Annotated in this window: 10 protein-coding genes; all 10 read left to right on the forward strand. The window is 72.6% G+C overall.

Translation table 11 applies throughout. The annotated features are described in order from the left end of the window. The first annotated feature begins 141 nt into the window (after positions 1–141). Positions 142–978: a sugar phosphate isomerase/epimerase family protein gene (locus ACRQ4C_RS04270; protein ID WP_439690250.1), complete on the forward strand. Its 837-nt coding sequence runs from the start codon at positions 142–144 to the stop codon at positions 976–978. Next, positions 975–2,168 carry a Gfo/Idh/MocA family protein gene (locus ACRQ4C_RS04275; RefSeq protein WP_439690251.1) on the forward strand — a complete coding sequence of 398 codons (1,194 nt, stop codon included), beginning with the start codon at positions 975–977 and terminating at the stop codon, positions 2,166–2,168. Before ACRQ4C_RS04270 ends, ACRQ4C_RS04275 begins: the two co-directional genes overlap by 4 nt. Further along, entirely contained in the window at positions 2,165–3,052 is an 888-nt protein-coding gene (locus tag ACRQ4C_RS04280; protein ID WP_439690252.1) for a sugar phosphate isomerase/epimerase family protein, read from the forward strand. The genes ACRQ4C_RS04275 and ACRQ4C_RS04280 overlap by 4 nt, the downstream gene beginning before the upstream one ends. Further along, on the forward strand, positions 3,049–4,332 hold the full coding sequence (locus ACRQ4C_RS04285) for a mannitol dehydrogenase family protein (RefSeq protein WP_439690253.1): 1,284 nt from the start codon (positions 3,049–3,051) through the stop codon (positions 4,330–4,332). Before ACRQ4C_RS04280 ends, ACRQ4C_RS04285 begins: the two co-directional genes overlap by 4 nt. Beyond that, entirely contained in the window at positions 4,329–5,684 is a 1,356-nt protein-coding gene (gene manD / locus ACRQ4C_RS04290) for a D-mannonate dehydratase ManD (RefSeq protein ID WP_439690254.1), read from the forward strand. Before ACRQ4C_RS04285 ends, manD begins: the two co-directional genes overlap by 4 nt. A gap of 31 nt (positions 5,685–5,715) precedes the next feature. Then, positions 5,716–6,699 carry a hypothetical protein gene (locus tag ACRQ4C_RS04295; RefSeq protein WP_439690255.1) on the forward strand — a complete coding sequence of 328 codons (984 nt, stop codon included), beginning with the start codon at positions 5,716–5,718 and terminating at the stop codon, positions 6,697–6,699. A 202-nt stretch (positions 6,700–6,901) separates the two neighbouring features. Next, positions 6,902–7,549, forward strand: coding sequence for a 50S ribosomal protein L25/general stress protein Ctc (locus ACRQ4C_RS04300; protein ID WP_290132608.1), 648 nt, complete (start codon positions 6,902–6,904; stop codon positions 7,547–7,549). A gap of 30 nt (positions 7,550–7,579) precedes the next feature. Beyond that, the gene (pth, locus tag ACRQ4C_RS04305) at positions 7,580–8,164 is read left to right on the forward strand and encodes an aminoacyl-tRNA hydrolase (protein WP_439690256.1); all 585 of its coding nucleotides are present in this window, start codon (positions 7,580–7,582) and stop codon (positions 8,162–8,164) included. A 125-nt stretch (positions 8,165–8,289) separates the two neighbouring features. Beyond that, the gene (locus ACRQ4C_RS04310; protein ID WP_439690257.1) at positions 8,290–9,783 is read left to right on the forward strand and encodes a hypothetical protein; all 1,494 of its coding nucleotides are present in this window, start codon (positions 8,290–8,292) and stop codon (positions 9,781–9,783) included. A gap of 85 nt (positions 9,784–9,868) precedes the next feature. Next, positions 9,869–13,477 (forward strand): transcription-repair coupling factor, encoded by a 3,609-nt coding sequence (gene mfd, locus ACRQ4C_RS04315; RefSeq protein WP_439690258.1) that lies wholly within the window; start codon positions 9,869–9,871, stop codon positions 13,475–13,477. Positions 13,478–13,539: the final 62 nt, after the last annotated feature.

The following is a 13,539-nucleotide window of genomic DNA, read 5'->3' on the forward strand; positions in this document are numbered from 1 at the left end:
ACAGTTCTCCACAGACTGCCTGGAGGCGCGGTGCCAGCCCGCCCCGCGCCTCTCCCCACCGGCACGGCCGGTCCGCCGCTGGCGCGTCGCACCGGAACCGGCGGCGGGGCCCCGGCCGGTCCACACAATGAAGGGAACGCAATGACCCAGCCCAGTTGGGAACTCTCCGGGTTCGGCGACGAGATCGACGCCGACCCGGCGATCCAGGTCGCCGTGCTGCAGGCGCTCGGCGCCAGCGCCATCGAGGTGCGGAGCGCCTGGGGGGTGAACGTCGTCGACCTCGACGACGACCAGCTCGCCGGACTCCACCGCCTCTTCGAGGAGCGCGGGCAGACCGTGTCCGCCATCGCCTCGCCGATCGGCAAGGTGTCCGTCGACGAACCCGTCGAGCACGAGGTCGGCCGGCTCGGCCGTGCGGTCGCCGCGGCGCACGCCCTCGGCACCACGAACATCCGGATCTTCTCGTTCTACTTCGAGGGCCGGGCGCCCGAAGCCGTCCGCGACGACGTCCTCGTCCGGATGCAGGCGCTCGCCGACCTGGCTTCGCGGGAAGGGGTGACGCTGCTCCACGAGAACGAGAAGGACATCTACGGCGACGTCCCCGCTCGCGTGCTCGACATCGTCGAGAGCGTCGGCTCGTCGTCGCTGCGGCTCGCCTGGGACAACGCGAACTACGTCCAGTGCGGCGTCCGCCCCTTCACCGACGGGTGGGCGCAGCTCGCCCCGTACGTCGACTACCTGCAGGTCAAGGACGCACTCGCGGCCGACTCGTCCGTCGTGCCGGCGGGCGAGGGTGACGGCGAACTCCTGGAGACCCTGACCGCGCTCCGCGACGCCGGGTACTCCGGGTACGCGTCCCTCGAACCGCACCTCAGCGACTTCACCTCCCTCGGCGGGTTCTCCGGTCCCGCGGCCTTCGGTCGCGCCGGACGCGCCTTCCGTTCCCTCACCGACCAGATCGGAGTCACCCTGCGATGACCACCCCACTGAAGTTGGCAGTCGTCGGCGCCGGCGTCATCGGACGCCACCACGCCCGCGTCGCCGTGCAGCACCCGGACCTCGAGGTCGTCGCCCTCGTCGACGCGATCCCCGCCGCGGCCACCAGCGCCGCGGACGAGCTCGAGTCGATGGGCGTCACGCGACCGATCACGACGTCCACCATCGAGGACGCGATCGAACAGGCCGACATCGACGTCGTCGCGATCTGCTCGCCGTCCGGCATGCACGTCCAGCTCGCCGAGGCGGCACTCGCCGCCGGCAAGCACGTCGTCATCGAGAAGCCGCTCGACACCACGATGCCGCGGGCCCGGCAGATCGCCGCGCTCGCCGCGGACGCCCGGGCGCGTGGGTTGGTGACGAGTGTGATCAGCCAGCACCGCTTCGACCCGGCCTCGGTCGCCGTCGCCGGGGCCGCGCACGACGGCTCGTTCGGCACGGTCACCTCGGGCGTCGCGAGCGTCGCCTGGTACCGCTCGCAGGGGTACTACGACTCGGGCGACTGGCGGGGCACGTGGGACCTCGACGGCGGCGGCGCGGTGATGAACCAGGGCGTGCACACCGTCGACCTGCTCGTCTGGGCGCTCGGTCGTCCGGAGGAGATCTCGGCGCAGACCGGGCTCCTCGCCCACGACCGGATCGAGGTCGAGGACACCGCGGTCGCCACCGTCCGGTTCCGGAACGGTGCCCTCGGGGTCATCCACTGCACGACCGCCGCCTACCCGGGTCTCTCCGCCCGGTACGCGGTCTACGGCACGCACGGTTCGGCGATCGTCGACGACGACCGGCTCGCCTACTTCCACGTCGCGCCCGACTCCGCGACGCTGGAGTCCGCGTCCACCACCGCGAACGCCACCGCCGTCGCGGACGCCGTCGACCAGAAGTCCGACGTCGTCCCGCCTGAGCACGTCGTCGGTGGCCCGACCGAGCCCGACCACTTCGCCGCCGGCCACGCACGGCAGTACACCGACATCGCGGCCGCGATCTGCGAGGGCCGCGAGCCCGGCGTGACCGTCGACGCCGCCCTCGTGTCCCTCGCGACCGTCCGCGGGCTCTACGTCAGCGCGACGCTCGGCAAGCCGGTCCGGATCGACGACGTCATCGACGGCACGTACGACGACGTGGTGCCGGTCGTCGGCGCCGGAGCCCACACCGAAGGAGCAGTCTCGTGAAGTTCTCCGTGTTCACCGCCTCCACCCCGGACTGGACGCCCACCGAGGCGGCGCAGACCCTCGCCGGACAGGGGTGGGACGGCATCGAGTGGCGTGTCGTCGACGACCGCCCCGCCGACGGCGCAGTGGTGCCCCCCGGCCGGTCGTTCTGGGCCGGCAACAAGTCGACGTGGCAGTTCACCGGCATCGCCGACCGGGTCGGCGAGATCGCCAGCACCACCGACGCAGCCGGGCTCGAGTACTCCGGCATCGGCGGCTACCAGCAGGTGTCCGACCACGAGGGCGTCGAGACGATGCTCCGCGTCACCGCCGAACTCGGTGCCCGGCAGGTCCGCGTGACGATGCCGATGTACCGCGCCGAGAAGGAGCGCACCGGCGAGACCTACACCGCGATGTTCGACCGCACCCGGGCCGACCTCGAGTGGGCGACCGGCCGCGCCGCCGCGCTCGGCGTCAAGGCGCTCGTCGAGCTGCACCACATGACGATCACCCCGTCGGCGTCGGCGGCCCTCCGGCTCGTCGACGGCCTCGACCCGGAGCACGTCGGCGTCATCCACGACCTCGGCAACCTCGTCATCGAGGGGCAGGAGGACCACCTCGCCGCGTTCGAGCTCCTCGGCCCCTACCTGGCACACGCCCACGTGAAGAACGCGCGCTGGGTCGACACCGGCGACACCCGGGCCGACGGCAGCCGGGTCTGGCAGAACGAGTGGGCGCCGCTGCGTGACGGTCAGGCCTCGGTCGCCGAGTACCTGGACGCCCTGCGGCAGCACGGGTACGACGGCTGGGTCACGATCGAGGACTTCTCCACCGACCTCCCGCTCACGGAGCGCACGGCCGACAACCTCGCGTACCTCCGGTCCCTCGTCCCGGTGACCGCATGACCGACCGCCGCGCAGGCATCGTCCACCTCGGCATCGGTGCGTTCGCGCGAGCCCACCTCGCCTGGTACACGGGTCGCACGGACGGCGAGCGGTGGGGGATCACCGCCTTCACCGGGCGCTCACCCGAGGTCGCCGAGGCGCTCGACGCACAGGACTGTCGCTACACCCTCGTGACCCGCGGCGCGGACGGCGACACCGCCGAGGTGGTCGACACGGTCGTGGCGGCCCACCCCGGCAGTGACGACACGGCCTGGAGGCACGTGGTCGCGTCCCCGGAGACCACCATCGTCACGCTGACGGTCACCGAACAGGGCTACCGGTCCGGCTCCGACGTCCCGGCGCGGCTCGTCGCGGGGCTCGACGCCCGGCGTGCCGCCGGCGCCGGGCGGATCGCCCTCGTGTCGCTCGACAACCTGACGCACAACGGCGAGGTGCTGCGGGACGCCGTCACGTCGACCGTGTCCGACGCCGAGCTGCTGGCGTGGATCGAGGCGAACGTCGCGTTCCCGTCGTCGATGGTCGACCGGATCACACCGGCCACGACGGCGGCCGACGTGGACGGCCTCGCCGGGTTCCCGGGAGCGCTCGAGGGCGACCGGGTGCCCGTGGTCACCGAGCCCTTCGCCGAGTGGGTGCTCGAGGACCGCTTCGACGGCATCGACCGGCCCGCGTGGGAGACCGCGGGTGTGCGGCTCGTCGACGACGTCACCCCGTACGAGCAGCGGAAGCTCTGGCTGCTCAACGGGTCCCACTCCCTGCTCGCGTACCTCGGTCTCCTGCTCGGGCACGAGACGGTGGCGCAGGCGATGGACGACCCCCGGTGCCGTTCGGCCGTCGAGCAGCTCTGGGACGAATCCGCCGCCGAGCTCCCGCTGCCGGACACCGAGGTCGACGCCGCCCGCGCCGCCCTCGTCGAGCGGTTCGCGAACCCGCGCATCCGGCACACCCTCCGGCAGATCGCGTCCGGGGGCTCGCAGAAGCTCCCGGTGCGGGTGGGCGACGTGCTGCGGCACCGACTCGCCCGCGATCCCGACGCCGGCATCGGTCCCGGCGCGGCCACGGCCCTCGCGGCGTGGTGGTTGCACCTGACCGAGCAGCCCGAGTCCGTGGACGACGCCGGAGCCCCCGGGCCAGACTCGGACGTGCACGACGTCCTGGGGGTCGTCGCGCCCGACCTCGACACCACCCCCGTGGTGGCCGCCGTCACCGCGGCCGCTGAACGCATCCGCGCCGCCGCGGCACCCGCGCGCGGCACCGTCGACGAAGGAGTCCACGCATGACCGACACCGGCACCACGAACCCCGCCGCACCCGTCCCCGGTGCGACCGACGGCGGCGCCGCGACGGACCCGACCGCCGGGCGTCCGGACACGTGGGCGTCGACCGACCGCGGGCAGCTCATCGACCGCGCCGAGGTCATCGTCACGAGCCCGAACCGCAACTTCGTCACGCTGAAGATCACCACCGCGGACGGCGTCACCGGGCTGGGCGACGCGACCCTCAACGGCCGCGAGCTCGCCGTCGCGGCGTACCTGTCCGAGCACGTCGTCCCGCTGCTCGTCGGTCGCGACGCCAGCCGGATCGAGGACGCCTGGCAGTTCCTCTACCGCTCGTCGTACTGGCGCCGGGGACCGGTCACGATGGCCGCGATCGCCGCCGTCGACATGGCCCTCTGGGACATCAAGGGCAAGGTTGCCGGGATGCCCCTCTACCAGCTGCTCGGCGGTGCCTCCCGCACCGGGCTCATGGCCTACGGGCACGCATCCGGCAAGGAGCTCCCGGAGCTGTTCGACTCCATCCGCGAGCACCAGGAAGAGGGCTACCGCTCGATCCGCGTCCAGACCGGCGTCCCCGGGCTGGAGAGCATCTACGGCATCGCCTCGAACACGACCACCGAGGGCAACGCGGGTGTCCGGTACGACTTCGAGCCGGCGCAGCGCGGGGCCTTCCCGGCGATGGAGGACTGGGACACCCGCGCCTACCTCCGCCACGTACCCACCGTGTTCGAAGCCGTGCGGAACGAGTTCGGCCCCGAGCTCCCGCTGCTGCACGACGGGCACCACCGGATGACCCCGCTGCAGGCCGCGAAGCTCGGCAAGAGCCTCGAGCCGTACGACCTGTTCTGGCTCGAGGACTGCACCCCCGCCGAGAACCAGGAGGCCCTCAAGCTCGTCCGGCAGCACACCACGACGCCGCTCGCGATCGGTGAGGTGTTCAACACGATCTGGGACTTCAAGGACATCATCCGCGACCAGCTCATCGACTACGTCCGCGGGGCCGTCACACACATGGGCGGCGTCTCCCCGCTGCGCAAGACGATGGACTACGCCGCGATGTACCAGATCAAGTCCGGGTTCCACGGGCCGACCGACATCTCCCCGGTCGGCCTCGCCGCCCAGATGCACCTCGGGCTCGCGATCCACAACTTCGGCATCCAGGAGTACATGCAGCACGGCCCGAAGACGAACCAGGTGTTCCGGCAGACGTTCACCTTCACCGACGGCTACCTCCACCCGGGCGACGAACCGGGCCTCGGTGTCTCGCTCGACGTCGACGAGGCCGGCAAGTACCCGTACGAGCAGGCGTACCTGCCGTTCAACCGTCTCGCCGACGGCACCGTCCACGACTGGTGACCCACCGGGGGAACGCGGGCATGCTGGACTGATGGAGTTCAGCGAGGTCGTCGGGGAGCTGCTGCTCGTGGCCCCCGGCGACTTCGTGCGTGCCCGGACGGAACGGCAGCGCGCCGTGCGGAAGGACGACCGGGCCCTGGCCACCCGGATCGGCGGGCTCCGGAAGCCGGCACCGGCCGCGTGGGTCGTCGACCTCCTCGTGCACGAGGCGGCGCTCGACGAGGCGATCGACCTCGGGCCGGCTCTCCGCGACGCCCAGGCGAGCGCGGACCCCGAGGAGATCGTCACGCTGCGGAAGCAGCGCGCACGACTCGTCCGCGGCCTGACCGATCGGGGCGCAGCACTCGCTGCCGAAGCCGGGCACGACGTCACCCGAGCCGTCCTCGACCAGGTGGCGGCCACGATCGAGGCAGCCATGATGGACCCGCACGCCGCCGCGGCCGTGCGGTCGGGGCTGCTCGTCCGCCCACTCGAGAGCGTCGGCTTCGACGGCGTGGACCTCGACGGCGCGCTGGCGGACCCCGACGCCGTACCCGACGCGTGGTCCGGGTCCGACGCGGAGCCGATCCCGATCGACCACGCCCCGAGCCGCCAGCGCTCGCGCCGTGGTGGCGACCACGGGGATGACGGGAGCAGCGCGACGGGGTCGACCCGTGCCTCCAGGCCGACGGCGCGGCGACGCGCAGCCGAACCCGCGACGGGACCGGACGACGACGTGCCGGTGCCGGACCGTGGGGCCCTGCGCCGCGCGGAGGCGGACGCACGTCGGGCGTCCCGCGAGGCGGATGCGGCGCTCGACGCGGCCGAGGAGGCGCTCGACGCAGCGGACACGCGGCGGCGGGACCTCGAGGAGCGGCGCGAGGGACTCGCGGCCGAGCTGGAGCGGCTGGACCGCGACCTCGCCGACCTCGCCGACCAGGCCGAGCGCCTACGTCACACCCGGGACGACGCCGAGGCCGCGAGCGACCGGGCCCGTGCCGAACTCGACGCCGCACGCGACCGCCGGCGGACCTGAACGTGCGACACGCCCGGTCAGCGCCTGGTAGGCTTGGCGACTGACTTCGGCGAGGGCCGCGTACGCGCGGCCGTGATCGACGCAGTGGGAGACCCGGCCCAGTCCTGGGAGCGTTCCTCACGCGTGCACGCGTTCGAGTTGCAACACCACAGACCCCCCGATGCCGGCACCCCGGCGTCGACCACGACACCAGGAGGCAACCATGGCCGACAACACGAAGCTCGCGGCGGAAGTCCGCACCAAGTTCGGCAAGGGCGCGGCCCGCAAGATCCGTGCGAACGACAAGATCCCCGCGGTCGTCTACGGCCACGGCACCGAGCCGAAGCACATCACCCTCCCGGGCCACGAGACGATGCTCATCGTCCGTACCGCCAACGCGATCATCGACCTCGACATCGAGGGCACCGCGCAGCTCGCCCTCGTGAAGGACGTCCAGCGCGACCCGGTGCGCCAGATCATCGAGCACATCGACCTCGTCGTCGTGCGCCGTGGCGAGAAGGTCACCGTCGACGTCCCCGTCGTCGTCGAGGGCGAGTCGTTCTCCGGCACCATCCACGTCCAGGACCTCAGCTCGGTCTCCCTCCTCGTCGAGGCGACGAAGATCCCCGAGCACGTCGTGGTGGACGTCGAGGGTCTCGAGGACGGCAAGCAGGTCCTCGCGTCCGACATCGAGCTCCCGTCGGGCGCCGAGCTCGAGACCGACGCCGACGCGCTCGTCGTCCAGATCGTCACCCCGCGTGCGACCGCCGACGACATCGCTGCCGACGAAGAGGCCGCTGAGGCCGGTGCCGAGGCCGGCGCCGAGGGCGAGGCAGCTGCCGCCGACGAGTCCGCCTCGGACTCCGAGTAACACCTCTCCGCGGACCTCTGGTCGACGCTGATGGCTGACAACGTGTTCGTCGTGGTCGGGCTCGGGAACCCCGGGCCCGGCTACGCGGGCAACCGCCACAACGTCGGCCAGATGGTCCTCGACGAACTCGCTGCCCGGATGGGCGCGACGTTCAAGAAGCACAAGACGCCGAACCGGGTCGCCGAGGGGCGCCTGGTCCCCGGCGGGCCGAAGCTCGTGCTCGCGAAGCCCGGCTCGTTCATGAACACGTCCGGCGGCCCCGTGTCGTCGGTCCTCGGGTTCTACGGACTCGACGCCCGGTCGCTCGTGGTCGTGCACGACGAGCTCGACCTGCCCTACGACACCGTGCGGCTCAAGGGCAACGGCGGACACGGCGGCCACAACGGGCTCCGCGACATCATCAAGGCGACCGGCACGAACGAGTTCGCCCGGGTGCGGATCGGCATCGGCCGTCCCCCGGGCCGACAGGACCCCGCCGACTTCGTGCTGCGCGACTTCTCGCCCGCCGAGAAGAAGACGCTCCCGAACCTCCTCGCCGACGGCGCCGACGCCGTCGGAGCGATCGCCGACCTCGGCCTGCTCGCCGCCCAGCAGCGGATCCACGCCCCCTCCTGACCGCAGCACCGATCCGGACGGTCTGATCCCAGCGGTCCCCGAACTGGGGGACCGCTCCGTCCCCCACGGTCGGTAGGTTCTGGCCGGGGGTGCCCGACCCCCGTGATGAACGAGGGGGTCCTCCCGTGGCGCTGCACCGATCCCGCCCGTCCGCCCGACGAGCCGCGCTCCCCGCCGTCGTCACTGCGGCAGCGCTGCTCGCGGTGGCCGGACTCGGCGCTGCGACGGTCGGGGCCGCGTCCGCAGCCCCTGCGACCTGGACCCCGAGCGCGGCGGCGACGGACGCACCCGGTGCGGCGGCGGCGTTCTCGGCGCCGAACGACGTCCGGTACACGCACTCCGGGGCACTCCTCGTCGCCGACTTCGCCGGGAACGGCGTGCTGCGCCGGGACACCGACGGCACGTGGTCGGTCGTCGCCCCGTTCGGCACCGACGACCGGTCGATGTGGAACCCGTCCGCGTTGGCCGAGTCCGACGACGGGCGGCTCATCGTGGCCGAGGCCGGTCGGCGTCCGACGCCGGGCGGGCCCGGGACCATCGCCGTGCTCGACGGGCACGACGTCGAACGTCGCTTCGCAGCGCCGTCCGATCGCGCGGTGTCGGAACTCGCCGTCGACGGCACACGACTCGTCGCCGCGGTCGCCGGGAGCCGGTCGCTGTGGGAGACGGACACGGCGGCGGAGGCCCCCGTGTGGCGCGCCGTCGACGGCCCGTGGGTGGACCCCGCGGGTGTCGCGGTGTCCCCGGACGGCTCGGTCCTGATCGTGGCGGACGAGGCGACCGACGTCGTGTGGCAGTTGGACCGGACAACCGGGGTCGCGACGTCGCTCGGGACCGTCCAGGACGACCAGGGGCGGGTCCGACTCCGCGGCGTCGCGTTGCTCGGGGACGGGTCGGTCGTGGTGGCCGACAACGGTGGTGGCCGGGTCTTCGTGCGGCAGGACGGCGAGTGGACGGTCGCGTTCGCGGGGGCACCGGACGGGACGACGCTGGCGAACCCGACGGGGGTGTCCGTCGGACCGGGGGACCGGATCGCCGTGGCGGACTACAACCGGCAGCGCGTCGTGGAGGCCGAGCGGACGCCGACGGGGACTCCGACGCCGGACGCGACCTCGGCGCCGACGCCGGACGTGACGCCGACGCCGGACGTGACGCCGCCGCCGGACGCGACCTCGACGCCGAGGCCGTCGCCTGGTGCGGGGCAGCCGAGCGCCACCCCGACAGCCGGTGCGACTCCGACACCGTCCGCGCCCGCGACCGCCGCCCCGACCGCCACCCCGAGCCCGAGCCCGAGCGCACCCTCGACCCCGCCGACGGCGGTGACCCCGACCCCGACCCCGTCCTCGACCACGACCACGTCCCCGTCCCCGGGTCCCCTCGACCCCGGAAGCACCACATCCGCGGGGAGCGGTGGCAACAGTGATGGCACCGGTGGGCACACACGCCCCCGCGCCGAGACCGACGCCTCGACGGCACCGCCGCGCTCGGCCACGAACGCCCGGACGCTCGCCAGCACGGGCGCGGGCCCGGTCGGTGCCCTCGCCCTGGCGGCCGCCACGGCCGTCCTGGCCGGCACCCTGCTGCGATCGACCACTCGCCGGCCCCGGCACCGCCGCTGAGGCCGGCGCGCTCGACCCGGCGCTCGGCGTTCGCCACCCGCGCACGCCCGCCCGTCTGTCGGAGGCCGCCGGTACCATGTCCTGAGTGACGATCTCGGGCATCATCCCTGCGCTCTCGCGCGCCTCCGCGTTCGATCGCGTCCTCCGCGCCGCCCCGCGTGACGCCGACTTCTCGGTCGTCGACGGCCTGCGCGTCCCGCTCCTCGCCGCCCTGCTCGCCGAGCGGAACGGACCCCAGTGCGTCTTCGTCATCACCGCCACCGGGCGTGAGGCCGAGTCCGTGCGTGAGGCGGTCGGCAGCTACGTCCCCGACGCCGACGTCCTGGAGTTCCCGGCGTGGGAGACCCTGCCGCACGAGCGCCTCAGCCCGAGCGCGCAGACCGTCGGCACCCGGATCGCGACGCTGCGCAAGCTCGCCGCCTGGCAGGACGCGTCCGCCGCCGACCGCCGTACGACCGTGGTCGTCGCGAGCGTCCGCGCGGCGCTCCAGCCGATCGCGGGCAACCTCGTCGCCCTCGCGCCGGTCGTCCTCCGCACCGACTCCCGCGGCAACGACCTCGGCGCGATCGCCTCCCAGCTCGTCGACCTCGCGTACGCCCGGGTCGACCTCGTCACCCGCCGCGGTGAGTTCGCCGTGCGCGGTGGCATCCTCGACGTCTTCCCGCCCACCGCCGACCACCCGGTGCGCGTCGACTTCTTCGGCGACGAGATCGAGGCGATCAAGGCCTTCTCCGTCGCGGACCAGCGCACGACGGACGACGACCTCGGCCAGGTCGAGCTGACGGCGTCACGTGAACTCCTGCTGTCCGACGACGTCCGGCAGCGGGCGCGCGAGATGCTGCACGAGTTCCCGAACCTGTCACAGATGCTCGCGAAGATCGCCGAGGGCATCCCGGTCGAGGGCATGGAGTCGCTCGCGCCCGCGCTCGTGCAGGACCTCGTGCCGGTGACGAGCTACCTCCCCGAGGACGCCACCATCGCGGTGTTCTCGCCCGAGCGGGTCAGCGGTCGCGCGCACAGCCTGGCCGAGACGAACACGGAGTTCCTCCAGGCCGCGTGGAGCGCCGCCGTCGCGGGGGCCCAGGCGCCGATCGACCTCGACGCCGGCAACTTCCTGACCGTGCAGCAGCTCAAGAGCGGCCGCGGGCAGCGCACGTGGTGGACGGTCTCGCCGTTCGACTCCGGCCTCGACGAGGGCGACCGTGACCGGGTGCTCACCGACGCCGAGGCAGCCGCCGAGGCGGGCGAGTACATCCGCGTCCGCGCCGAGGCGATCCCGGCGTTCGCGGGCAGCGCCGACGGCGCGATCGCGCACGTCAAGCAGCTGACCGACGACGGTTGGGCCGTCGTCGTGACCGCCCAGGGCAAGGGGCTGGTCGAACGTGCGGTGCAGGTCCTCGCCGACGCCGGGGTCGCAGCCCGTGCCGAAGCCCTCACCGCGCCTCCCGAGCCGGGGGTCGCCATCGTGACCACCGCGAGCGTCGAGCACGGTTTCGCCACCCCGGATCCGCGCATCGCGGTCCTCAGCGAGGCCGAGTTCTACGGCCGCAGCGTCCAGCAGGGCGCCCGCACGGTGAAGAAGCTCGCGGGGCGGCGCAAGAACGTCGTCGACCCGCTGCAGCTCAAGGCGGGTGACGTCGTCGTGCACGCCACGCACGGCATCGGCAAGTTCGTGGAGCTCGTCTCGCGCGAGGTGAGCTCCGGTGGCCGGAACGCCGTGAAGACCCAGCGCGAGTACCTCGTCCTCGAGTACGCGCCGTCGAAGCGCGGCTACCCGGGCGACAAGCTGTTCGTCCCGACCGACCAGCTCGACCAGCTCTCCCGGTACGTCGGCGGCGAGAGCCCGACCCTGTCGAAGATGGGCGGCTCGGACTGGGCGGCCGCGAAGTCGAAGGCGCGCAAGGCCGTCCGCGACATCGCCGTCGACCTCGTGAAGCTGTACTCGGCGCGCATGGCGTCGAAGGGCCATGCGTTCGGCCCGGACACGCCGTGGCAGCGCGAGTTGGAAGAGGCGTTCCCGTTCGCGGAGACCGCCGACCAGCTCACCACCATCGACGAGATCAAGCGCGACATGGAGCGTCCGATCCCGATGGACCGCCTGCTCTCCGGCGACGTCGGCTACGGCAAGACCGAGGTCGCGATCCGTGCCGCGTTCAAGGCCGTGCAGGACGGCAAGCAGGTCGCGGTGCTCGTCCCGACGACCCTGCTCGTCCGCCAGCACATGGAGACGTTCCAGGAGCGCTTCGCGGGCTTCCCCGTCCACCTCCGGGCACTCAGCCGGTTCCAGTCCGAGAAGGAGTCGAAGGAGACGATCGCGGGCCTCGCCGACGGCACCGTCGACATCGTCATCGGTACGCACCGGATCCTGTCACAGGCCATCCAGTTCAAGGACGTCGGCCTGGTCATCATCGACGAGGAGCAGCGGTTCGGCGTCGAGCACAAGGACCAGCTGAAGAAGCTCAAGACGAACGTCGACGTCCTCGCGATGTCGGCGACGCCGATCCCGCGCTCGCTCGAGATGGCCGTGACCGGCATCCGCGAGATGTCGACGCTCGCGACACCTCCGGAGGACCGCCACCCGATCCTCACCTTCGTCGGCCCGCAGTCCGACCTGCAGGTCGCGGCGGCGATCCGGCGCGAGCTCCTGCGCGAGGGCCAGGTGTTCTACGTGCACAACCGCGTGAAGGACATCCAGTCGGTCGCGGCGCACCTCGCCGAGATCGTGCCGGACGCCCGCATCGCGGTTGCGCACGGGCAGATGTCCGAGGGCACGCTCGAGCAGGTGATGGTCGACTTCTGGGAGCGTCGCTTCGACATCCTCGTGTCCACCACCATCGTCGAGACCGGGCTCGACATCGCGAACGCGAACACGCTCATCATCGACAAGGCGGACAAGTACGGGCTGTCACAGCTGCACCAGCTCCGTGGCCGCGTCGGTCGTGGTCGGGAGCGCGGCTACGCGTACTTCCTCTACGACGCCGACAAGCCGCTGTCCGAGACCGCCCAGGACCGCCTCGAGACCATCGCGGCGAACAACGAACTCGGCGCGGGCATGCAGGTCGCGATGAAGGACCTCGAGATCCGCGGCGCCGGCAACCTGCTCGGCGGGGAACAGTCGGGGCACATCGCGGGCGTCGGCTTCGACCTCTACCTGCGCATGATCGGCGAGGCGGTGTCGCAGTTCCGTGGCGACGTCGCCGAGGGGCAGACCGAGCTCCGGCTCGAGATCCCGGTCGATGCGCACATCCCGGAGGACTACGTCGAGTCCGAGCGCCTCCGACTCGAGGCCTACCAGAAGCTCTCCGCGGCCTCCGCCCCGACGGCGCAGCCCGAGGCGATCGACATGGTCCTCGACGAACTCACCGACCGCTACGGGCAGCCTCCGCAGGCGGTGCTCACGCTGGTCGAGGTGTCCCGGCTCCGGCGCATGGCGCAGCAGGTCGGCCTGTCCGACGTCGTCGTCATGGGTTCGAACCTCCGTGTCGCGGGCAAGGAGCTCGCGGACTCGGCGCAGGTGCGGCTGAAGCGGATGTTCCCGGGCGCGCGGTGGTTCCCGCAGCAGAACGCGACGAGCATCCCGATGCCGCGACCGCACGGCGAGGCCCTGCCCGACGGCGCGCTCATCGAGTGGGTGGAGAGCATCCTCACCGCGGTGTACGGCGCGTCGAAGGCGCCGGCCGAGACGGCCGCGTAGCGAGCCGTCGGCCGGGAGGCCCGTGGCGGGCTGGCGCCGTGCCTCCCGTCGGTCGCGCTGTC

It is taken from the genome of Curtobacterium sp. SP.BCp, assembly GCF_051903255.1.
Classification (GTDB): Bacteria; Actinomycetota; Actinomycetes; order Actinomycetales; family Microbacteriaceae; genus Curtobacterium.